The following is a 20,986-nucleotide window of genomic DNA, read 5'->3' on the forward strand; positions in this document are numbered from 1 at the left end:
CAAATTATGGAAGGAGTAAAAGATATGGATATCATCGAGAGCATAAAAAATAAATACAATACTAGCGATAACTTTCCTCAATCCCTGGGGATTGAGCTAAAGGAACTTGCTCCCGGTTATGCCAGGGTATCGATGGTCTTACGAGAAAATATGGTGAACTTTCATGGCATTGGTCACGGTGGTGCTATCTTTACTTTAGCTGATACTGCTTTGGGTCTGGCCAGTAATACATATGGCCAGCCGGCGGTAGCTCTAACGGTAACAATTGACTATCTGGCCCCAGCCAGATTAGGGATGGAGTTAGTTGCTATTGCCAAAGAAGAACACCTTTCGAAGCGGACAGGGGTCTACCAGGTTAAAATTTTAACCAGCACTGGCGATAATATTGCCCAAGCCCGTGGTATTGTTTATCGGAAGTGAATTCATCTGGTTGAAACTGCGACAGTTCCCTTAATTCTTAACGGAAAATATTTACCCTCATTGAACCAAGCTGGGTTGGTTTTTCATCCGGGATCGGTGAAAAATTTTTTACTTGATGGCAGGATTTTGGTGCCATTCTCCGAAATGAAAAAAGTATTCATCATGAAGCCTCTGTTGTATAAATTATGCCGGGGGTGGCCTATGGACGGTCTAGCCTACTGGGTGGCCTTGCATCAGGTGCCGGGGATTGGGGCGAGGCGATTTAAACAACTAGTTGATTATTTTGGCAGTGCTTATGCAGTTTGGCAGGCTGGGGAAAGTGCTTTGCGACTGGTGCCAGGTATTCCACCAACCCTGGTTGAGAGCCTGCTTAAACATCGCTCGCAGATTAATCCGGAACAGAAACTGGAGGAGGCCCTGACTCGCGGCTTTTCGGTCTTGAGTTTAGCCGATCCAGATTATCCCGCTAATTTGCGGACGATTTACGATCCCCCACCAGTCCTCTACGTAAAAGGACAAATTCGACCTGAGGATTCTCAGGCGCTGGCGATTGTTGGCTCGCGGAAAGCTACCCCATACGGCAAGGCCGTAGCGGAGAAGCTCGGGGAAGAATTAGCAGCTGCGGGTTTTTGTATCATAAGTGGTCTAGCTCGTGGGATCGATACTTGTTCTCATGTGGGTGCCTTGAGGGGTAGTGGGCGGACAATTGCTGTATTAGGTTCAGGACTTGATATCGTCTATCCCCGGGAAAACCTTCGGCTGTTTGAAAAGATCGTAGAGCATGGAGCAGTGATAAGTGAATTCCCAGTAGGAACACCTCCGGAACCAGTTAATTTTCCATCCCGCAATCGGATTATCAGCGGCTTGGCGCGGGGGGTGATTGTGGTCGAAGCGACCAAAAACAGCGGGGCTTTGATCACTAGCGATTTTGCGCTGGAACAGGGAAGGGATGTATTTGCTGTTCCCGGGCCAATCACCAGCCGCTATAGTGTCGGGACTAATCGCCTGATCAAACAAGGCGCCAAGTTGATCGAGAGCGTTGAGGATGTGCTTGAAGAATATGTGATGCCAACTCTTTTTTCCCAGGTGGATACTACCACGGGGAAAGAAATACCAGTTAAACTCACCCAGGAGGAGCAGGAACTCCTGGAGAACATATCGTTTGAGCCGATTACGAAAGAAAAGTTGATAATACTCACGGGCAAGTCCAGTCAAGAGGTAAGTACACGATTGATGTTTTTAGAGTTAAAGGGGATGGTTCGTCAGTTGCCCGGACAACTTTACATCCTCAGCCAGCGGCAAGAATGATTTAATTTGCTTAACTACGTCATATTATTATTATAATGAATGTTAAAACCAATTGTTTGGGCAACAATAACCAGTAGGCGTAGAACTACGTGATGGGGTGAGGATGCTTGTCAAAGGTCTTAGTGATCGTGGAATCACCAGCTAAGGCTAAAACCATCGAAAAATTTTTGGGACGTCGCTATGTTGTCAGGGCTTCCATGGGCCATGTTCGTGATTTGCCGAAAAGCCAATTTGGGGTTGATGTCGAACACGACTTTGAACCTAAATATATTACTATTCGGGGTAAAGGCGACATCATCAAGGAACTCCGCACAATGGCCAAGAATGCCTCCCGCATCCTGTTGGGACCTGACCCGGATCGGGAAGGAGAAGCAATTGCCTGGCACCTTTTACATTTGCTAGGGCTTGAAGAAGACGAACCCTGTCGGATAGAATTTAATGAAATTACCAAAAACGCCATTCAGCAGGCCGTAAAAAAACCACGTAAAATCGATGAAGACAAAGTTGATGCCCAACAGGCCAGGCGAATACTGGACCGATTAGTTGGCTATAACCTGAGTCCACTTCTCTGGCGCAAGGTGCGAAAAGGATTAAGTGCTGGTCGGGTGCAGTCGGTAGCTGTTCGACTGATTTGTGACCGGGAACAGGAAATAAACGAATTTGTTTCTGAAGAGTACTGGACTTTGACCATTGATTTTTCTTCCTCCGGGGGTGGTGAGTTTCCAGCAAAATTGGTAACGCGAGAAGGCGAAAAAATCGCCATTCCCAACGAGGAAACGATGAAGAGCATTTTGGCCGAACTTGACCGGGCAGAATACCGGGTGGAGAAAATTATCAAACGGGAAAAAAAGCGGAACCCAGCCCCGCCATTTACAACCAGCACTCTCCAGCAAGAGGCATATCGACGACTGAATTTTACGGCCCGCAAAACCATGATGGTTGCGCAACAGTTATATGAAGGTCTGGATATAGGGCTTGAAGGTACGGTCGGTTTGATCAGCTACATTCGAACTGATTCGACCCGGATTTCCCCAATTGCCCAAGCTGAAGCCAGGAGTTATATTGAGAATAAATTTGGCTCTGCGTATGTACCACCGGAACCGCGTCAGTTCACGATGAAGGGGAAGGCCCAGGATGCTCACGAAGGGATCCGGCCGACTTCGGTCGCGCGCGAACCGGAGGCCATTCGCAAACTGGTTTCCCCAGAGCAATACAAGCTATACAAATTAATCTGGGAACGGTTTTTAGCCAGCCAGATGAATGCGGCCATTCTTGACACGACAACGATCGATATTGCCGCCGGCCCCTACGGCTTTCGCGCTACAGGGTCAGTCGTGCGTTTCCCTGGTTTCATGCAGGTGTACATCGAGAGTCGTGATGATGGAGCTATGGAAGAGGAGGGTTTTTTGCCTGAGCTAGCGGAGGGCGAACGCCTGATGCCGGCTGCCATCAAACCAAAACAGCATTTTACCCAGCCGCCTCCGCGATATACGGAGGCTACTCTGGTCAAGACCTTGGAGGAACGCGGGATCGGCCGGCCGAGTACCTATGCACCGACGATTGATACAATCATTTCGCGGGGTTACGTGGTTCGTCGGGATAAACAATTATTCCCCACCGAACTGGGGTTCATTGTTGTTGAGATGTTGAAGAAATATTTTCCGGATATTATTGACATTGAGTTCACCGCGGGTATGGAAGAAAAGCTGGACCTAATTGAAGAAGGTAAGCTATCTTGGAAAGAAGTTATTCGTGAGTTTTATCAGCCATTTCTGCAAACATTGAAACAGGCAGAAGAACAAATTGGCGCCATTGAACTGGCTGATGAAATTACAGAGCACCAGTGCGAGCACTGCGGCCGTTTCATGGTAATTAAGCATGGCCCTTTTGGTAAGTTTTTGGCTTGTCCTGGTTTTCCCGAATGCCGGAATACCAAACCAATTTTAGAAGAAATCGGGGTGAAATGTCCCCGCTGTGCTGGCCCGATCGTTTTACGGCACACCAAGAAGGGGAGAAAATTTTATGGCTGTAGCAATTACCCTGAATGTGACTTTGTCTCCTGGGATTTACCCACCAACCAGCGGTGTCCGCAGTGTGGGAACCTGTTAGTACAAAAAGGTAATCAGCGGCAAGGATGGCGCCTGGTCTGCACAGAGAAGACATGTCAGTATCAGGAAATAATTAATGATTTAAACTACCAAAAAGATAAAGAAGGAGAGCTTTTGTAAAAACATTCTCTTTGGGGATGGTCACATTGTGTGAGGTTATTATCATTGGAGGTGGTTTGGCCGGGGCGGAAGCTGCTTGGCAAGTCGCCAAACAAGGGGTACGGGTGATTCTCTGTGAGATGCGCCCCAAGCGTTTAACCCCAGCACATCAAACCGGCTGGCTGGCTGAGCTGGTTTGCAGCAATTCTCTTAAATCGGCAGCCCTGGATAACGCGGCTGGACTACTGAAGGAAGAGATGCGGCGACTTGATTCCCTAATCATCAGGTGCGCCGATACTTGCCGCGTCCCTGCCGGACAGGCGCTGGCGGTTGACCGGCATCTTTTTGCTCAGATGGTTACCCATGAACTAGAAAAACACCTGCTGGTCACGATCATCAGGGAGGAAGTCACGGCTATTCCGGCCGCCGGTGTCGTCATCGTGGCTTCAGGTCCCCTGACTTCAACCGGGTTATCTGACGCTATCGCTAGATTGACAGGGGCAGAACATCTGTATTTTTATGATGCGGTAGCCCCGCTGGTGTTGAGGGATACCATTGACTTTAACTTCGCTTTCTATGGATCGAGATACAGCCAGACGGATAAGGATTATATTAACTGTCCCCTGACGGCGGAAGAGTACGAAGCTTTTTATCAGGCCCTAGTCCAGGCGGAAGTTCATCCCTTGAAAGAGTTTGAAGGGGAAATTTATTTTGAAGGTTGCCTACCGATCGAGGTTCTGGCTAAACGAGGCCGTGAAACATTAAGGTTTGGTCCGATGAAACCTGTTGGATTGATTGACCCGCGCACCGGCCAGCAGCCTTACGCTGTTGTCCAGTTGCGGCAGGATAATCAGCAAGGGACACTCTATAATCTGGTTGGTTTTCAAACCAATCTCAAGTGGGGTGAACAAGACCGGGTCTTCCGCCTGATCCCAGCTTTGCGCCAGGCCAGCTTTGAACGGTACGGAGTGATGCACCGTAACACCTTTATTGCTAGTCCGGCGGTGCTTGCCCCTACGCTACAGATGCGAGCCGAGCCAAGGATTCTCTTTGCCGGCCAAATTACAGGGGTTGAAGGTTATGTGGAATCGGCCGCCAGTGGACTGGTTGCTGGTCTTAATGCTGGCCGGATCGTTCGTGGCCTATCACCGCTTATTTTTCCACCAGAAACTGTGATCGGTGCGCTGTGTCACCACATAACCAACGCGAATCTCTCTACTTTTCAACCAATTAACGCAACTTTTGGCGTGCTGCCACCTTTACCGCAACGAACTCGTTCCAAGCGGGAACGACATCGGCTCCTCGCCGAGCGCTCACTTATGGTGTTGAGAAACATGGTGATTCTTGAGTGAAAAATTGAAAAACAAGAGGAATTTTTGGTTTGTTTGTCGAATAAATTTTGCAAGGTTTGTTTTTTACAAGGTTTGTTTTGTCGTCTAACTGGTAAGGTAGTGAAATAATAATGATAAGTAAACTGGATGAATGGTTGGACCGTTTCCTGGTCTACCTGCAAGTCGAGAAAAACGCTTCTTCAATGACGCTGGTCAGCTACCAAACTGACCTTTTACAGTTTCTTGACTTTCTCAGCAATACGGGTAAGGGTGGGTCAGAGCGAATTACGCATTTGACGATCCGGGAATATCTGGCTTACTTACAGAGTCGGGCCTTGTGCCGAACAACAATTGCTCGTAAACTGGCGGCGATTCGTTCATTTTTTAAATACCTGGCCAGGGAAGAACTAATCCCTTACAACCCGCTGACTAGAGTATCGACCCCAAAAATTGAAAAACGATTGCCGCGTTTTCTTGCGGCTGAAGAAGCTCAGTGCCTGGTTGAAGCCCCAGCAGGAAATTCGCCAATCAATCTCCGCAATCGAGCCATCCTGGAGACTCTGTATGGTTGTGGATTGAGAGTTGGGGAATTGGCGGGACTGGATATGTCAGATGTTGACCTTGAGGGCGGTTACGTTCGCGTTAAGGGCAAAGGTGGGAAAGAACGGATTGTTCCGCTGGGTTCTTTCGCTAAAGCAGCTCTGAGAGCATACCTCACCGAAGGACGCAGTGAATTATTAAATCAGCGGAAAACAGGGGTAGTTCAGCTAGCGCTTTTTTTAAATAAAAATGGCAGGCGTCTTTCCGTGCGGATGATTCGCAACCTGGTTGCTCAGTATGTTCGCGCTTGTAACCTTGACGGGCGTATCAGTCCCCATACTCTGCGTCATTCCTTTGCCACTCATCTCCTCGATGGCGGTGCTGATTTACGGTCGGTTCAGGAGTTGCTTGGTCACGTGAAGATGTCTACCACCCAGATCTATACGCATGTGACCAAGGAACGCCTGAAAACAGTGTACAAAAATACTCATCCTCGAGAAAGGTGAGATGACTCGTGTTTCATGCGACCACGATCGTGGCGGTTAAAAAAAATGGACGGACAGCAATGGCTGGCGATGGTCAGGTCACTTTTGGTAATAGTACAGTTATGAAGCACCAGGCCAGGAAAGTTCGCCGACTGTACCATGACCAGGTGATCGCCGGTTTTGCGGGCTCGGTTGCCGATGCCTTCACCCTGTTTGAAAAATTTGAGGTGAAGTTGGAACAGTACCGCGGTAATTTGCAGCGGGCGGCGGTAGAATTAGCAAAGGAATGGCGAATGGATCGGGTGCTGCGTCGCCTCGAGGCAATGTTGATTGTTGCCAATTCGGATCACCTGCTGATTATTTCCGGCAATGGAGAAGTTATTGAACCAGATGATGGGATCGCAGCCATCGGCTCGGGAGGAGCGTACGCTCTGGCGGCGGCGCGTGCTCTGTGTCGGCATACTGAGCTGGAGCCGGGCGCGGTGGTGAGAGAGGCGATGCAGATCGCGGCCTCGATTTGTGTTTACACCAATGACCATATTACTATTGAGGAAGTATAAACCGCAGTATATTTTAGATGTCTCAAAGGGGGTGTTATGATGGAAAGTCTGACTCCGCGTGAAATCGTCCAGGAACTGGACCGCTATATTATTGGTCAGCAGCGGGCAAAGCGAGCAGTAGCCGTAGCCTTGCGTAATCGCTATCGGCGTCGGCAACTACCACCTGATCTGCGTGAAGAAGTGATGCCCAAGAATATCATTATGATTGGACCAACCGGCGTAGGTAAAACGGAAATCGCTCGTCGACTGGCTAAACTGGTGAACGCACCATTCGTTAAGGTTGAGGCGACCAAGTTTACAGAGATTGGTTATGTTGGTCGAGACGTTGATTCAATGGTTCGCGACCTGGTGGAAACAGCCATTAGGATGGTAAAAAGCGAGAAGATGGCCGAGGTCAAGGATAAAGCTGAAAGATTAGCGGAGGAAAGACTGCTGGATATTTTGCTACCCCTACCGAGCAAAAGACCGAAAAGTGCCCGCAACCCTCTGGAAATGCTGTTTACCGGGATAACCACGGACCAGAATGATGGTGAACGCGATGCCTACCAGAGCGGAAACCAGCAGTTGAATGACCAGCGGGAAATTTTCCGGCAGAAGTTACGCCGGGGTGAACTGGAGGACGAGTATGTAGAGATAGAAGTCACGGATCAGTCTCCTCCAATGCTCGAGGTTTTTTCCGGAGGCGGGGTAGAGGAGATGGGGATCAACTTTCAAGATTTGCTGGGAGGAATGTTTCCCCGGAAAAAGCGAAAACGAAAGGTGACCGTAGCCGAAGCCCGAAAAATCCTGATTAATGAAGAGGCCCAAAAGCTGATCGATATGGATGAGGTGACCAGTCTGGCTATCCACCGGGCCGAGCAGGATGGTATTATATTCCTGGACGAAATCGATAAAATTGCGCCCCGGGAAGGGGGATACGGGCCTGACGTTTCGCGCGGCGGAGTTCAACGGGATATCCTGCCAATTGTTGAGGGCTCAACAGTTATGACCAAATACGGGCCAGTCAAGACTGATTTCATTTTATTTATTGCCGCCGGGGCTTTTCACGTGGCCAAACCATCGGATTTGATTCCCGAACTCCAGGGACGATTTCCGGTGAGAGTTGAGTTGGACAGCCTGACTAAAGAAGATTTTAAACAAATTCTAACTGAACCACAGAATGCCCTGGTAAGACAATATGCGGCACTCCTCCAGACAGAACATGTCAGGGTTGAGTTTACGGAAGATGGAATCGAGGAGATTGCGGAAATCGCTTTTACGGTGAATGCCCAGACAGAGAACATTGGAGCCCGCCGCTTGCACACAATTTTAGAAAAGGTGTTGGAGGATGTGTCTTTCGAAGCCCCGGAGCGGGCTGGCGAAACTTTGTTAATCGACCGTGCTTACGTTCGGAATAAACTGGCTGACGTTGTGCAGAATGAGGACCTGAGCCGCTACATTTTATAAAGGTTATGATATTTTTGTTTGATTAAAAAATGAGGGATGGGGGGAGTCGATGAAGAGTATTCTGGAAAAAGTCAGGGAGATCAACAAATTGCTCCAGAAATCGGCTGGTAACGCAGTGGATTTCACGGAAATGGCCGTAGTATTACGCAACAACATTGTTGCCAACGTCTACATCCTTGGCCGGCATGGCAAGGTCTTGGGTTTTGCTTTTATGAAAGGGTTTCAATGTCCATTTATGCACGAAGTGGTTCAGCACAGGGCGCAATTTCCCGGCAATTTCAATCTCAGCGCCCTGGCTGTCACCGAGACCCGGGCCAATGTCTCTGGACACAGCCACAAATGCATGTTTGAGCCTAATGACGAGCATACTTGCCAGTTCCCTTACAAGATGATCACGATCGTCCCCATCGTGGGCGGCGGGGTGCGTCTAGGCACGCTGGTGCTGGGCAAAGGCCTCGAATTGCCAAGTGAAAATGAGGCTCCTATGTTCAACGAGGAGGACCTGGTCCTGGCTGAGTACGGGGCAACCGTGGTCGGAATGGAAATTCTGCGGGCAAAAGCGGAGGAGGCAGAAGAAGAGGCCAGGCAGAGGGCGGCGGTACAGATCGCCTTGGGGACGCTCTCTTACTCAGAAAGGGAAGCGGTTGAACACATCTTTGCTGAACTTGAGGGAAACGAAGGATTGCTGGTGGCCAGTAAGATTGCTGACCGAGCTGGAATTACCAGGTCTGTCATCGTGAGCGCTCTGCGCAAATTTGAGAGCGCGGGCGTAATTGAGTCTAAATCCCTGGGAATGAAAGGTACTTACATCCGGGTCCTAAATGATAACCTTTTTGAAGAACTCAACCGTACTCGGAACTAAAGATATTAAACTTTTATAGCCACTTCGACACTGGTCGATGGTGGCTTTTTTGTTTTGATTAATCACGCTCTTTTTTCCGATAGAACTCCTAAAAAAGCAGGATTCTCCGATGATTTGTAGAAAATAAATATTTTGTCGAGGTAGTTTTATGTAACATAGGGGATAAGTACCAACTCAAGGGAAAAATGGAGCTTGTAATAGATTAATGCCGATAAGTCAACTTTAGTCTGGTTTTATTTGGAAAGGGGTCGGTTAAGCGTGCTTGTTGATTTATTGCAAACAACAACACTGGTTGCACTGGAGAAAGCCCTGGATGGTACGGCACGACGTCATCAGGTGATTGTCAATAATATCGCTAATGTAGATACGCCGGGTTATAAACGATCTACGGTTCGCTTTGAGGAAGAACTTAAAGTTGCTCTTCAAAGCGGGGGGAAGCTGCCACTTGTTGTTACTCATCCCTGTCATTTCCGTTCGAATTTGACCCTGGCTGACATCAAACCGCAAATTATTTCTGAATATCAGACCAGTATCCGAAATGATGGAAATAATGTCGATATCGACGCGGAAATGGGTGAATTAGCCAAGAACTCTTTGCTCTATCAGGCTTTAGTGCAGCAGTATAACAACCAGCTTAATCGATGGCGTTTGGTCATTAATGAAGGGAGGCGATAATTGATGGGATTCCTTGATTCGATTAATATCAGCGCATCGGCTTTAACGGCCGAACGGCTGCGGATGGATGTGATCTCCAACAATATCGCGAATGCGAATACTACCCGGACGGAGGATGGTTTACCCTACCGGCGACGCGTGGTGGTGTTTCAGTCGGTCGAGCCCAAGTCCGAGTTTTATCAAATCTGGCGGCAGGAACTAACTGAGGGAGAAATAAATTCAGGCCATGGTGTGAGAGTGGCAGAAATTGCCCTTGATAACTCACCGTTTCGTCGCATCTACGATCCAACTCACCCTGATGCTGGCAGTGATGGTTACGTACAATTCCCAAATGTTAACGTTGTGACCGAAATGGTTGATTTAATCTCGGCGACCCGGGCGTATGAAGCCAACGTCACCTCGCTCAATGCTTCGAAAAGCATTGTTCTTAAGGCTCTGGAAATTGGCCGTTCTTAGGTAGTGGGGAGGGAGAACTGTGCAAAATTTATCAATTGCTGTGCCAATTAAGAGCGGTTCATCTGCCTTAGAAGCTGCCGGTAATCAAGGGCGGGTTGGGCAGTTAACCTCTTCATTTGCAGATTACCTGCACCAGGCCATTCAGGAAGTCAGCAATTTGCAGAAAGAAGCCGACCTGACTGCCGCCCAGTTGGCCACTGGTGAGATTAAAGATATTCATCAAGCGATGATCGCCGCGGAAAAGGCCTCCCTGACGCTGCAGCTGACAATTCAAATCCGTAACAAGGTCCTGGATGCCTATCACGAGATCATGCGTATGCAGGTCTAGTCCGAGGTGAACGGCGGTTTCAGAGAGGACGGAGAGTTCGTTAATGGAAAACTACTTGTACCGAGTCTGGGAACGGTTAAAAGAGGGATGGAGCAAACTGAACATTAACCAAAAGGTACTGGTAGCGGCGGGTTTAATACTCACTGTAATCGCCTTGACGATGGGAATCAAGGCTGTGACACAGCCTGAATTGACTCCTCTTTTTCCAAAATTAGAAACACAAGATGCCGCTGCTGTGGTCGCCAAGTTGAAAGAGTTAAAGATTCCTTATCAGATTGGCGAGGACGGCACGACCATTCTGGTTGCGCCCAAAGATAAATATGCCACACGATTACAGTTAGCCAATGAGGGTTTGCCGAAAGGAACGATTGGGTTCGAATCACTGAATGAGAACCGGTTTGGGGAGACGACCCACGACAAAGAAGTACGTTATTTGGTAGCTCTTCAGGGAGAGTTGACCCGAACAATTGAGAGTTTGGCCGAAGTGGAAAAAGCGCGGGTTCACCTTTCCCTGCCAAAAGATTCTCTTTTTACCGCGGAAAAGCCGAAGCGAACGGCTTCGGTGATGATTAAACTCAAGCCCGGTGCAAGCTTAAATGAAAGGCAAGTACGGGGCTTGGTTCACTTTGTGGCCAGTAGTGTGGAAAATCTTAAACCGGAAAACGTTACCATTATTGATGTCAATGGAAATATTTTATCTGAAGATGTGACAGCCACTGAGCCGGTTTCTGCCAGTAAACTTACGGCTAATCAAATAGAAATTCAAAAGCAGGTGGAAAACCAGTTGGAGAAATCACTCCAGTCAATGCTGGAACGGGTTGTCGGCTTCGGTAAAGTGGTTGTCCGGGTAAGTGCCAAGCTAGATTTCAACCAGGTGGAGAGTGTCTCCGAGGTGTGGGGCAACAAGGTGGAACGCAGCATTGAGGAGATCGAAACCCGCTCGACGGGACAGACTGTGCCAGCGCAAGGACCGGTGGGGACTTCGAGTAATATTCAGACTTACCCAACGCCTCAGCCCCAGGGTTCTCAATCAGAGAATCAGAACACGCAAACCCGGCGGAACTATGAGATTGACCGAACGGAAACCCGTACCAAGGTGGCCCCGGGAACAGTTAAAGACCTTTCCGTGGCGGTGATCTATGATGGAGACGACAACTTAAAAACTATGATTGCCCAGACGGTGGCCAAGGCCGCGGGAATTACTGAGGATAGAGTGTCTGTTACCGCCATGCCCTTTAATACTGCCTACTGGGATAAGCTCCAAGCGGATATGGAAAAGGAGGTACGGATGGAGCAACTTAAACGGATGGCGGTTGTCGGTGGAGCTGTTCTAGCGGCGCTGATGGTGGGAGGGATTATGATGTTCCTCTGGCGTCGTCGACAGCGGAGAGAGCAATTTGATCAGGTTGTTGGAGAAGAGATTACCGTTGAGGATCTCCTGGCTGAACAGTTAGAGTTAACATCAGAAGAGCAAAAGGAGCGGGCCATGCTTAAAGGACAGCTTGAGAAACTGATCAGGGAAAAACCGGAGGAGGTTGCCCAATTGGTTAAGTCCTGGTTAGTTGAAGATACGAGGTGAAAGGAATGGGCAAAGGGTTAAGTGGCCGACAAAAAGCAGCTATTCTCATGATTGCGTTGGGACCAGAGATGTCTGCCCAGATCTTTAAGCACCTCAAAGAAGATGAAATTGAGCAATTGACTTTAGAAATCGCCAATGTGCGCAAGATTAACCAAGAGCGCCGTGACGAAGTTATCCAAGAGTTTTATCAGATGTGTATGGCTTCTGAGTACATCAATCAAGGCGGCATTGATTACGCCAAACAGGTACTGGAGAGGGCACTGGGTAATCAGAAAGCGGTTGAGATTCTTAACCGAATCACGGCTTCCCTCCAGGTACGTCCTTTTGATTTCATACGCAAAACTGACCCGAGTCAATTGTTGAACTTTATTCAATCCGAGCACCCCCAGACAATTGCTCTTATTATGGCTTATCTGGACCCGGAGAAGGCTGCTGTTATTCTGTCTGCCTTGCCCCACGATCGGCAGGCTGATGTTGCCCGGCGGATCGCGATTATGGACCGGACCTCTCCTGAGATTATCAAGGAAGTAGAACGCGTTTTGGAGCGCAAACTATCTTCCTTGGTCCCGCAGGAAGTGGCTTCGGCCGGTGGAGTCAAGGCAGTTGTTCAGGTGCTGAATCGGGTGGACCGGGGAACAGAGAAGACGATTATGGAAGCCCTGGAAATTCAAGATCCCGAGTTAGCCGAGGAGATTAAGAAGTTGATGTTTGTGTTCGAAGATATCGTGCAGCTGGATGACCGGGCGATCCAAAGAATCCTGCGTGAGATCGACAGTCACGACCTGGCTTTAGCCCTCAAAGGCTCGAGCGAGGAGGTAGCGGCAAAGATCAATCGGAATATGTCTAAACGGGCCCAGGAGATACTGCGCGAAGAGATCGATTTCATGGGACCAGTTCGGCTACGTGACGTTGAGGAAGCCCAACAGCGGATTGTTTCTGTGATTCGTCGGCTGGAAGAAGCAGGTGAGATTATCATCGCGCGGGGTGGTGGAGATGAGATTATTGTCTAAGGTGATCAAGTCAAACCAGTTTGTCATTGGTCAAAGGCGAACAATTGGTTGGGAAAACCAGATGGCAGCAGCGGCAAGCGAACGATCAACAACTACACCGGTTGAGGCCGCGGATACTTTTGATGCTGCCCAAGCACAGCAAATTATTGCCGAAACTGAGGCCATGGTGACTGAACTCCTGGAAAAATCTCGTCTTCAGGCCCAGGAGATTATCGAAGCAGCCAGAGGCGAAGCCGAAAAGCTGCGTCAGGCCGTTAGGCTGGAAGTTGAGCAAGTCCGCCAGACGGCTCGGGAAGAGGGCTATCGTCAGGGGAGAGAACAAATTTTCCAAGAGATGGCGGCCGAGCGCGAAGCCAGTCGGAGTGCGGCGCAGCGTGTTGTTGCCCAAGCCTTGCGGGAAAGGGAAAAGATGCTGGCGGAACTGGAACCAGAGCTAGTAAAACTGGCCCTAGCAATCGCGAAAAAAGTGATTCACACCGAGTTGAAACAGTCGCCGGATCTGGTCGTTCAGCTCGCGAAAGCGGCTTTACAAAAGGTTAATGGCACTTCAGAGGTTACGATCCGGGTTCACCCGTCACAGAAAGGCATTCTGGAAGAGCAGCGTGAGCAACTCGATAGCGAGGGATTTGAATATCGCTTGATTAATATTGAAGCTGACCCAGCGATCGAACCCGGCGGCTGTATCGTTGATACAGGAGCTGGTTATGTTGATGCTCAAATCAGCCAGCAGCTAAAGAGCCTCGAAGGAGCCCTCTTACGTGTAAGTGATGGAGGTTAGTATGGCCCTGGAGCGATACTTTGAAATCGTGGCTGAACACGATCCGATCCGTCAGAAGGGGCGTGTGTCCCAGGTAGTTGGTCTGGCGATTGAATCCGACGGTCCACGGGTCAGTTTGGGGGAAGTGTGTGTAATTCAGATCCCGGGCAACGGGCACATCCTGGCTGAGGTGGTTGGCTTTCGTCAAAACAAGACGTTGCTGATGCCACTGGGAGAAATGGCGGGGATCGGCCCAGGTTGCAGTGTGATCGCAACTGGTCATAGTTTTCGGCTGGCAGTCGGCCCGGCCCTTGTTGGCCGAGTCCTGGATGGACTTGGTCGACCGATTGATGGTTTAGGACCCATCAACACCCGGGAATTTTACCCGGTGATGAATCAACCGCCTAATCCACTGGCGAGAACCCGGATTAGAGAACCCCTGCCACTGGGGATAAAGGCCATTGATGGTTTGATCACCTGTGGGCGCGGTCAGCGGTTGGGGATTTTCGCCGGTAGTGGGGTTGGCAAGAGTACGCTGTTAGGAATGGTGGCTAGGAACACCAGTGCTGATATCAATGTAATCGCTTTGATTGGAGAGCGAGGGCGGGAGGTACGTGAGTTTTTAGAGAAAGACCTGGGCGAAGAAGGTTTACAACGGTCAGTTGTCGTAATTGCTACCTCGGAACAACCTGCGATGGTTCGTCTTAAAGGGGCATTTGTGGCAACCACGATCGCGGAGTATTTTCGAGATCAAGGGAAAGATGTCATGCTCATGATGGACTCGGTTACTCGTTTTGCCATGGCGCAGCGGGAAGTGGGTCTGACGATCGGCGAACCACCGGCGACCCGGGGGTTTACCCCCTCGGTATTTGCCCTGTTGCCCAGGTTACTTGAACGTTCCGGGACCTCAGCATGTGGGACCATCACCGGCCTCTACACTGTTTTAGTTGATGGGGATGATTTGAATGAGCCGATCACTGATGCTGTTCGCGGTATTCTTGATGGACACATTGTTCTTTCACGTGACCTAGCAGCACAGAATCATTATCCGGCAATAGATGTACTGAACAGCGTCAGCCGGGTGATGCTCGATATCATCAGTACTGAACATCAGGAGTGGGCTAACCGCGTTCGCGAGATTCTGGCTACGTACCAAGAGGCAAAAGACCTGATTGATATTGGGGCGTATTCGTTGGGGACGAACCCACGGATCGACTATGCCATCAAGATGGTGGAGAAATGCCGTGAATTTTTGCGCCAGGGAATCAATGAAAACGTTACTTTCAATGAGACTCTGACCCGGCTAGGAGCCCTGTTTGCTTAAGGAGGCGTAGTCGAATGCGACGCTTTAAATTCAAGTTGCAGACAAATCTTGATCTGGTATACAAACGCGAGGAGTTGCTCAAACAAGAGTTTTTTCAACAACAGAAAAGGTTTAACCAGGAAATGAAGGCTTTAAAACAGTTGAGAGAACGCTGCCAGCAACTTCAGGACGAAATGCGTGGGGTTGTTCAGGGAACACTCAATTTAGCGCGAATCAAGTTGTATAATGATTTCTTTCCTATGCTGCTTAAGCAGATTAAACAGCAGTCTATTCAGGTGGAGAGCGCCAGACAGGATCTTGAGTCGGCCCGTCACGCGCTCATGAAAATAGTGAAAGAAAAAAAGATCCTGGAAAAGCTGCGGCAGCGTCAGTGGGAGATCTACCAGCAAGAAGTATTGCGGGAGGAACAAAAGGTGATTGACGAGCTTGCCGTGACAGGATTTTACCGTCACATGAACAGCAGCACTTAAGGAGGAAACCATGACAACCGCCCGAACAAAAGATTTGTCTTACCCCGGCGCCAGGGGGAGAGCAGCGGCCGGACCCAAAAACAACAAGCCAGAAAAAACAAAATTAAAAAACCCAGTAATATCCATGAAACTAGTGATCATCTGCTTGGCAATTATCATATTTGGTTTGGTATTAGCGACTAATGCTGCCGGCTATATCAATGTCAGAGCCAGTTTAACCAAGATCCCAATGGTGGGGAAACTTTTTGGGCCAAAAGGGATTGTTTCCGAGGAACTGGCGACGAAAACCAACTCCCTGGAGCAGGACATGGCTAACCTGCAAGCTAAAGTCAAGCAACAGGACGATCTGCTCAAGGGACTGCTGGAAGAAAAGCAAACCCTAGAACAGGAAAAACAGGCGGCCCTTAAGCAGATAAAGGACCTTCAGGCTCAGTTACAGGCTGAACAGACGCGCCGACTTGGCTTTAAGGATATGGCGGGGTACTATGGGCAAATGAAACCAGCGACAGCGGCCGCGATCATGGACAAGCAGGATGAACAGACGGTAATTGGGATCTTACAGGAAATGCCACCTGAGCAGGTGGCCAGGATTCTCGGAGCAATGAAGCCAGAGCGGGCAGCTGTTTTGGTAAATCAAATGCTTAAGTAATTAACGATGAAAGAAATAATCAATTGAAGTGATGGCAAAATGTTTTCAATTAATCATTTTAGAAAGGAGGTGAAAAAGTGCAGATAACTAATATTGTTCAGCTTCTACCAATTGAAGCCTCTGCCAACCACGGTAACTGGGTGGCTAAACAAGAGAATCTTGTGGGCACCCAAGACGGTAGTGCTTCTTTTCTGGCTGGCCTTGCCGCTGCGGCGATGCTCCAGTTTTATAAACCAGGAGAAGGCCAGGTCTGTGAAGCAGAAGGAACCCCGGCTAAGGTTTCGCCGGTTAATGGTGGTGGGTTAATTGAGCCATTAAACCTGCCAGCGGCAATCGTGAATATTATACGCGAAGCAGAAAGACAAGATGAACAGACAATGGACTGCCAACTGCTGGACTACAGATTGATGGACTGGCTAGTCAGTGCCATTGAAAACAGTCAACTCGCAGAGGCAAGCATTCCCCAGCCAAATACTGTTTCTTTAGGCGAAAGCGGGCCACCATTAGTTCGGTACCTGCAGGAAACTTGGAAAAGCCAGCCCACTGGTGAAACAGCGCAAATGGCTTTAACACTATCACCAGCGGTCAACCAGATTAGTAACAACCCCAACACAAATTCCCTGAAGGTGTTTGTGGAGCAGGTACAGGCGGAACTTGGAGCGCGGGTGGTCACTGAACCAAAACATAATGTTGAAACTGAAGTTATGGTGATACCAAACTCAGCAGGGGGTACTATCCTGCCTGCTGAACAGCCGATGGAGCCAGTTGCATTGCCAACAGTTTCCCGGTTGCGCGAACAGGTCGACTTTGAGCTAACAGCGGTGGAAGCGGAAGTAGCATGCGGTAGATCATACGCCATGACGTCTGAGCTGGATAAAGCCAAAGTGGGCATTCAGCAAAAAACAGCGGAGCCCTCAGCAGGTAGACTACTTAGAGCAATTCGTGTGTATGAGTTTAGAGACGAAAAAGAGTTAAAAGTTTCACCCACTAACATCCCTGGGGAGGTTTTCCCAGCCACACCAGAACCCGCGACTGGAAACCTGGACCAACGGAGGTCTGAGTTGGTAAGTGAACTACCCCGTCCCAAAATAGAGGAGATCCTTCGCCAGGTTGTCAACCACGTTCGCTTGCGGGTAGGGAATGGTCATTCGGAAATTCGGATACACTTGAAACCTGAATTTTTAGGGCAATTGAAGATCACTGTTCAGATTGAAGGGGGGCTGATCGCAGCCAGCTTCACGGCTGAAAACCTGCAGGTCAAGCAATTGCTCGAAGCCAATTTGCCTTTGCTCAAACAATCTTTAGAAGAGCATGGATTACGGTTTGACCGATTGGATGTCTCCCTGGACGCATGGTCGTCATTCTCTGGGCATTCTTACCAGACTGACCAGCAACAGTGTTATGATTGGCCGAAGTGGTCAAATTTCCGTTCAGCTAACAATTATAACGACGTGGTAAGTGAAACGCCCGAACTCAGTCGGTGGCGACAACCGACCGGCGGAAAAATCGATTTTCTGGTGTAGAGGGGTGAATTTATGAGTGTAACGACAGTACAGGGAATGACTGGAAACCAAGAAACGGCAGCGGCTGGTACCACGACTAAGAAAAAAAACAATGAATTAGGTAAAGATTCTTTTTTGAACCTTCTGGTTACCCAGTTGAAAAATCAGAATCCACTTGAGCCGGTCAAGGATGCTGATTTTATCGCACAAATGGCCCAATTCAGTTTGCTAGAACAAATGCAGAACTTGAACAGAGAATTTATGATTGGTCGGGCTGTCGGTCTGCTGGGAAAAAACATCGAGTTTAGGCATCCAGAATCTGAACAGTTGTCTAACGGCCGAGTGAGCGGGATGAAAGTGGTTGATGGGTCGCCGAAAGTCATTGTCGACGACGTTGAGGTGCCACTGTCAAGTATTGAGCAGGTTTGGGAGTAGGGGGGCGAGGGTTATGGTTGATAAGGTGTATTTTCCTCAACCGATTGTGCCCGTAAAACAGCCCACTGACAGCGGAATAGGTAAGCCAAATATCGCACATCAATCTAACCCCTCGTTTCAGGAGATTCTGGAACGGCAGTTGTACTCTAACCTCAAGTTTTCTCAACACGCGCAACAGCGGCTGAATGCCCGCCAAATCCAGTTAGGGACGGAAGAACTCGAACAGCTGAGCGCGGCGGTGGAGAAAGCGGCGCAAAAAGGAGCACGCGATTCTCTGATTGTAATGAATAACCTGGCCTTTATCGTCAGTGTGAAGAATAAGACAGTCATTACTGCCGTCGATGAAGCCAACCTGAAGGAAAACGTGTTCACTAATATTGACAGTGCAGTGATTATTTAATGGGCTGGACCTCTGGAAGGAAGCCCGAGGCCGTGGAACGATTGAAGCGGTGCTAAATGGCTTTTTGGAAAAAGGAGGTTAATAAAAAATGATGCGTTCAATGTTCGCGGGCTCATCTGGCCTGCGTAATCATCAAATCCGAATGGATGTTGTCGGGACAAATATTGCTAATGTCAACACGATTGGCTATAAAAAAAGCCGGGTGACTTTCCGGGATGCTCTGTACCAGTCACTAAGGGGAGCTTCAGCTCCGCAAGGCAACCGGGGTGGTACAAATCCCCAACAAGTCGGGTTAGGTAATGCCGTGGGCAGCATTGACGTGGTCCAGGGGGCTGGCAGTGCCCAGACCACCGGCAAGATGACCGACCTGTCTATTCAGGGAGAAGGATTCTTCATTCTCACTGACGGCAGCGGCCGCCGTTTTTACACCCGGGCGGGAACGTTTGATTTTGACACCACGGGGAACTATGTTAACGTAACAAATGGGTTCAAAGTCATGGGGTACATGGCTGACCCGGCGACAGGAGCCATCGACAACTCTACCTTGACCGCGATTGATCTTTCGGGGTATAAATCAGTTCCCCCGAAGGCGACCAGTGAGATGAAGTTAAGTGGGAACCTTGATTCAGGGACAGCCTCTAATGATACTATTGTCCTAAACAAAAAGATCTATGACAGTCAGGGCGGCGAGCACTTGATCAACATTACGTTTACCAAGTCGGCTACAACTAACCAATGGACCGCGAGCCTGGGTGCCAGTGACCCAGCAATAAGTGGAATTACTGTCGCTAATCCTGCCAGCTGGACCAACCTTGTATTTGATTCCGCTGGGAAGGTTGATCTTACCGCCAGCGGACTTGACACGACTGCCGGCAAGGTCACGGTCAACATAGCTTACACCGGATTGGGTGTTGCCACCCCGCAGTCGATCACAATTGACATGAATAACCTTACTCAATACCGGGCCGAGTCCACGGCCTGGGCGGAGTACCAGAATGGTTACCCCCAGGGGGATTTACGGAGTATCAGCATTGACATTACAGGGACGATTCTCGGCACCTACTCGAACGGCCAAACTCAAAGCATTGCCCAGGTGGCCCTGGCCACCTTCCAGAATCCGAGCGGACTGTTCGCGCTCGGTGACAGTATGTTCCAGGATTCGCCAAACTCAGGTGATGCCGATATCGGTACACCCGGGAGCAAATCTCGCGGCAGTATTCTACCCGGGACATTGGAGATGTCTAACGTGGACCTGTCGCTGGAATTTACCGACATGATTTCTACCCAACGCGGGTTCCAGGCTAACGCCCGGATTATCACGGCTTCCGATGAGATGCTGCAGGAACTGGTTAATTTGAAACGATAAGACGGAGCGGGGGATGACCTGCAGCTCATCCCCCATCTCTGTTTTTGTTAATCCCAGGTTAAATCAAATCGCTGTGGCGTAAGACCGAGACGGGTTTAAAGGAGGCCGGCCGATGATTAAGTTGACTAGGTTGAATAACACGGTGCTGGTGGTTAACTCTGAGCTAATTGAGTTTGTCGAGGAGACGCCGGATACGGTAGTTACCCTGACCACCGGCCACAAGGTGGTGGTCAAGGAGCCAGCAGAGGAGATCATCAAGCGCGTGGTGGCCTTTAAACGCGTGATTCATCAGGAACTGGGCCAGAATCGGGCCGAGGAATAATTATTTCAACTGTCTGATCATGGATTGTCGAACGGGATGGAGGGTTGGTTACCAGTGGCGGATGGCAAAGATGTTAGTGTGAAAAACAGTTGGTTAGATTGGCGCCTGATTGTGGTTGGCCTGGCAATTTTTTTGGTCGCGGCCGGCGTAGCATACGGAGCGGCAAAAATGGCCATGTCTCCACCGAGTTGGACAAAAAAGACCGAAGCAGTTGAGCACGGACCACTAGTTAAGGCAGGTGAATTTGTGGTCAATATCGCTGATACTCAGGGGCGCCGGTTCTTAAAAACGGAAGTGGTTTTAGAGTTGACAGACAAGAAGACCGAAAAAGAATTTCAGACTAAGCTGCCGATTATTCAAGACCGCATTCTCTCACTTTTGAGCAGTAAAACAGTGACAGACCTGCAAGTTGACCAGCGAGAGCGGCTCAAACAGGAAATGATGGACCAGATCAACACTGCCCTGGGGACCAAGCAGATCAAAATGGTTTATTTCACCACGTTCATCATGCAGTAAATATGATATTCTGGTCAAAGGAATGGAGGTGAGCCGCC

General features: G+C 49.3%; 23 protein-coding genes. All 23 read left to right on the forward strand.

The window, feature by feature from the left end; genetic code table 11:
• Window positions 1-24 precede the first annotated feature (24 nt).
• The 23 genes from paaI (at window position 25) to HPY81_00460 (ending at window position 20,948) form a co-directional block, all read left to right on the forward strand.
• Window positions 25-420: a hydroxyphenylacetyl-CoA thioesterase PaaI gene (gene paaI / locus HPY81_00350; GenBank protein ID NPV25908.1), complete on the forward strand. Its 396-nt coding sequence runs from the start codon at window positions 25-27 to the stop codon at window positions 418-420.
• A gap of 201 nt (window positions 421-621) precedes the next feature.
• Window positions 622-1,728, forward strand: a complete 1,107-nt coding sequence (gene dprA / locus HPY81_00355; GenBank protein ID NPV25909.1) for a DNA-protecting protein DprA — start codon at window positions 622-624, stop codon at window positions 1,726-1,728.
• Between the two features lie 107 nt (window positions 1,729-1,835).
• Window positions 1,836-3,956, forward strand: a complete 2,121-nt coding sequence (topA, locus tag HPY81_00360; protein NPV25910.1) for a type I DNA topoisomerase — start codon at window positions 1,836-1,838, stop codon at window positions 3,954-3,956.
• A gap of 17 nt (window positions 3,957-3,973) precedes the next feature.
• The gene (trmFO, locus tag HPY81_00365) at window positions 3,974-5,287 is read left to right on the forward strand and encodes an FADH(2)-oxidizing methylenetetrahydrofolate--tRNA-(uracil(54)-C(5))-methyltransferase TrmFO (GenBank protein ID NPV25911.1); all 1,314 of its coding nucleotides are present in this window, start codon (window positions 3,974-3,976) and stop codon (window positions 5,285-5,287) included.
• Window positions 5,288-5,397: 110 nt separating this feature from the next.
• Window positions 5,398-6,312, forward strand: a complete 915-nt coding sequence (xerC, locus tag HPY81_00370; GenBank protein NPV25912.1) for a tyrosine recombinase XerC — start codon at window positions 5,398-5,400, stop codon at window positions 6,310-6,312.
• 8 nt (window positions 6,313-6,320) lie between these two features.
• Complete coding sequence (gene hslV / locus HPY81_00375; protein NPV25913.1) at window positions 6,321-6,851, forward strand: ATP-dependent protease subunit HslV; 531 nt, start codon at window positions 6,321-6,323, stop codon at window positions 6,849-6,851.
• A gap of 39 nt (window positions 6,852-6,890) precedes the next feature.
• The gene (gene hslU / locus HPY81_00380; GenBank protein NPV25914.1) at window positions 6,891-8,297 is read left to right on the forward strand and encodes an ATP-dependent protease ATPase subunit HslU; all 1,407 of its coding nucleotides are present in this window, start codon (window positions 6,891-6,893) and stop codon (window positions 8,295-8,297) included.
• Window positions 8,298-8,346: 49 nt separating this feature from the next.
• Entirely contained in the window at window positions 8,347-9,159 is an 813-nt protein-coding gene (codY, locus tag HPY81_00385; GenBank protein ID NPV25915.1) for a GTP-sensing pleiotropic transcriptional regulator CodY, read from the forward strand.
• A 273-nt stretch (window positions 9,160-9,432) separates the two neighbouring features.
• Window positions 9,433-9,834, forward strand: a complete 402-nt coding sequence (gene flgB, locus HPY81_00390; protein ID NPV25916.1) for a flagellar basal body rod protein FlgB — start codon at window positions 9,433-9,435, stop codon at window positions 9,832-9,834.
• Between the two features lie 3 nt (window positions 9,835-9,837).
• Window positions 9,838-10,290 (forward strand): flagellar basal body rod protein FlgC, encoded by a 453-nt coding sequence (gene flgC, locus HPY81_00395; GenBank protein NPV25917.1) that lies wholly within the window; start codon window positions 9,838-9,840, stop codon window positions 10,288-10,290.
• Window positions 10,291-10,309: 19 nt separating this feature from the next.
• The gene (gene fliE / locus HPY81_00400) at window positions 10,310-10,618 is read left to right on the forward strand and encodes a flagellar hook-basal body complex protein FliE (GenBank protein NPV25918.1); all 309 of its coding nucleotides are present in this window, start codon (window positions 10,310-10,312) and stop codon (window positions 10,616-10,618) included.
• 43 nt (window positions 10,619-10,661) lie between these two features.
• Window positions 10,662-12,197: a flagellar M-ring protein FliF gene (gene fliF / locus HPY81_00405; GenBank protein NPV25919.1), complete on the forward strand. Its 1,536-nt coding sequence runs from the start codon at window positions 10,662-10,664 to the stop codon at window positions 12,195-12,197.
• Window positions 12,198-12,202: 5 nt separating this feature from the next.
• Window positions 12,203-13,207 (forward strand): flagellar motor switch protein FliG, encoded by a 1,005-nt coding sequence (gene fliG, locus HPY81_00410; GenBank protein NPV25920.1) that lies wholly within the window; start codon window positions 12,203-12,205, stop codon window positions 13,205-13,207.
• On the forward strand, window positions 13,200-13,985 hold the full coding sequence (locus tag HPY81_00415) for a hypothetical protein (protein NPV25921.1): 786 nt from the start codon (window positions 13,200-13,202) through the stop codon (window positions 13,983-13,985). Before fliG ends, HPY81_00415 begins: the two co-directional genes overlap by 8 nt.
• Window positions 13,975-15,288 (forward strand): flagellar protein export ATPase FliI, encoded by a 1,314-nt coding sequence (gene fliI / locus HPY81_00420; GenBank protein NPV25922.1) that lies wholly within the window; start codon window positions 13,975-13,977, stop codon window positions 15,286-15,288. The genes HPY81_00415 and fliI overlap by 11 nt, the downstream gene beginning before the upstream one ends.
• 14 nt (window positions 15,289-15,302) lie before the next feature.
• Window positions 15,303-15,758, forward strand: coding sequence for a flagellar export protein FliJ (gene fliJ, locus HPY81_00425; protein ID NPV25923.1), 456 nt, complete (start codon window positions 15,303-15,305; stop codon window positions 15,756-15,758).
• Window positions 15,759-15,768: 10 nt separating this feature from the next.
• The gene (locus HPY81_00430; protein ID NPV25924.1) at window positions 15,769-16,407 is read left to right on the forward strand and encodes a hypothetical protein; all 639 of its coding nucleotides are present in this window, start codon (window positions 15,769-15,771) and stop codon (window positions 16,405-16,407) included.
• A gap of 77 nt (window positions 16,408-16,484) precedes the next feature.
• Complete coding sequence (locus HPY81_00435; protein NPV25925.1) at window positions 16,485-17,930, forward strand: hypothetical protein; 1,446 nt, start codon at window positions 16,485-16,487, stop codon at window positions 17,928-17,930.
• A gap of 12 nt (window positions 17,931-17,942) precedes the next feature.
• Window positions 17,943-18,344: a flagellar hook assembly protein FlgD gene (locus HPY81_00440; protein NPV25926.1), complete on the forward strand. Its 402-nt coding sequence runs from the start codon at window positions 17,943-17,945 to the stop codon at window positions 18,342-18,344.
• Window positions 18,345-18,357: 13 nt separating this feature from the next.
• Window positions 18,358-18,744: a flagellar protein gene (locus HPY81_00445; GenBank protein NPV25927.1), complete on the forward strand. Its 387-nt coding sequence runs from the start codon at window positions 18,358-18,360 to the stop codon at window positions 18,742-18,744.
• Between the two features lie 88 nt (window positions 18,745-18,832).
• Window positions 18,833-20,110 (forward strand): flagellar hook protein FlgE, encoded by a 1,278-nt coding sequence (locus tag HPY81_00450; GenBank protein ID NPV25928.1) that lies wholly within the window; start codon window positions 18,833-18,835, stop codon window positions 20,108-20,110.
• A gap of 112 nt (window positions 20,111-20,222) precedes the next feature.
• Entirely contained in the window at window positions 20,223-20,432 is a 210-nt protein-coding gene (locus tag HPY81_00455) for a flagellar FlbD family protein (protein NPV25929.1), read from the forward strand.
• Window positions 20,433-20,486: 54 nt separating this feature from the next.
• Window positions 20,487-20,948 carry a flagellar basal body-associated FliL family protein gene (locus HPY81_00460; GenBank protein ID NPV25930.1) on the forward strand — a complete coding sequence of 154 codons (462 nt, stop codon included), beginning with the start codon at window positions 20,487-20,489 and terminating at the stop codon, window positions 20,946-20,948.
• The last annotated feature ends 38 nt before the right edge of the window (window positions 20,949-20,986 follow it).

The sequence above is a fragment of the Bacillota bacterium genome, assembly GCA_013178045.1.
In the GTDB taxonomy this organism is placed as follows: Bacteria; Bacillota; Ch66; order Ch66; family Ch66; genus Ch66.

Coding starts and splice junctions, on each gene's coding strand:
- xerC (NPV25912.1), top strand. CDS start 5,398: ATGATAAGTAAACTGGATGAATGGTTGGACCGTTTCCTGGTCTACCTG.
- HPY81_00440 (NPV25926.1), top strand. CDS start 17,943: ATGAGTGTAACGACAGTACAGGGAATGACTGGAAACCAAGAAACGGCA.
- HPY81_00430 (NPV25924.1), top strand. CDS start 15,769: ATGACAACCGCCCGAACAAAAGATTTGTCTTACCCCGGCGCCAGGGGG.
- fliI (NPV25922.1), top strand. CDS start 13,975: ATGGAGGTTAGTATGGCCCTGGAGCGATACTTTGAAATCGTGGCTGAA.
- fliF (NPV25919.1), top strand. CDS start 10,662: ATGGAAAACTACTTGTACCGAGTCTGGGAACGGTTAAAAGAGGGATGG.
- HPY81_00455 (NPV25929.1), top strand. CDS start 20,223: ATGATTAAGTTGACTAGGTTGAATAACACGGTGCTGGTGGTTAACTCT.
- trmFO (NPV25911.1), top strand. CDS start 3,974: ATGGTCACATTGTGTGAGGTTATTATCATTGGAGGTGGTTTGGCCGGG.
- fliG (NPV25920.1), top strand. CDS start 12,203: ATGGGCAAAGGGTTAAGTGGCCGACAAAAAGCAGCTATTCTCATGATT.
- flgC (NPV25917.1), top strand. CDS start 9,838: ATGGGATTCCTTGATTCGATTAATATCAGCGCATCGGCTTTAACGGCC.
- paaI (NPV25908.1), top strand. CDS start 25: ATGGATATCATCGAGAGCATAAAAAATAAATACAATACTAGCGATAAC.
- HPY81_00445 (NPV25927.1), top strand. CDS start 18,358: ATGGTTGATAAGGTGTATTTTCCTCAACCGATTGTGCCCGTAAAACAG.
- dprA (NPV25909.1), top strand. CDS start 622: ATGGACGGTCTAGCCTACTGGGTGGCCTTGCATCAGGTGCCGGGGATT.
- codY (NPV25915.1), top strand. CDS start 8,347: ATGAAGAGTATTCTGGAAAAAGTCAGGGAGATCAACAAATTGCTCCAG.
- hslU (NPV25914.1), top strand. CDS start 6,891: ATGGAAAGTCTGACTCCGCGTGAAATCGTCCAGGAACTGGACCGCTAT.
- HPY81_00450 (NPV25928.1), top strand. CDS start 18,833: ATGATGCGTTCAATGTTCGCGGGCTCATCTGGCCTGCGTAATCATCAA.
- fliJ (NPV25923.1), top strand. CDS start 15,303: ATGCGACGCTTTAAATTCAAGTTGCAGACAAATCTTGATCTGGTATAC.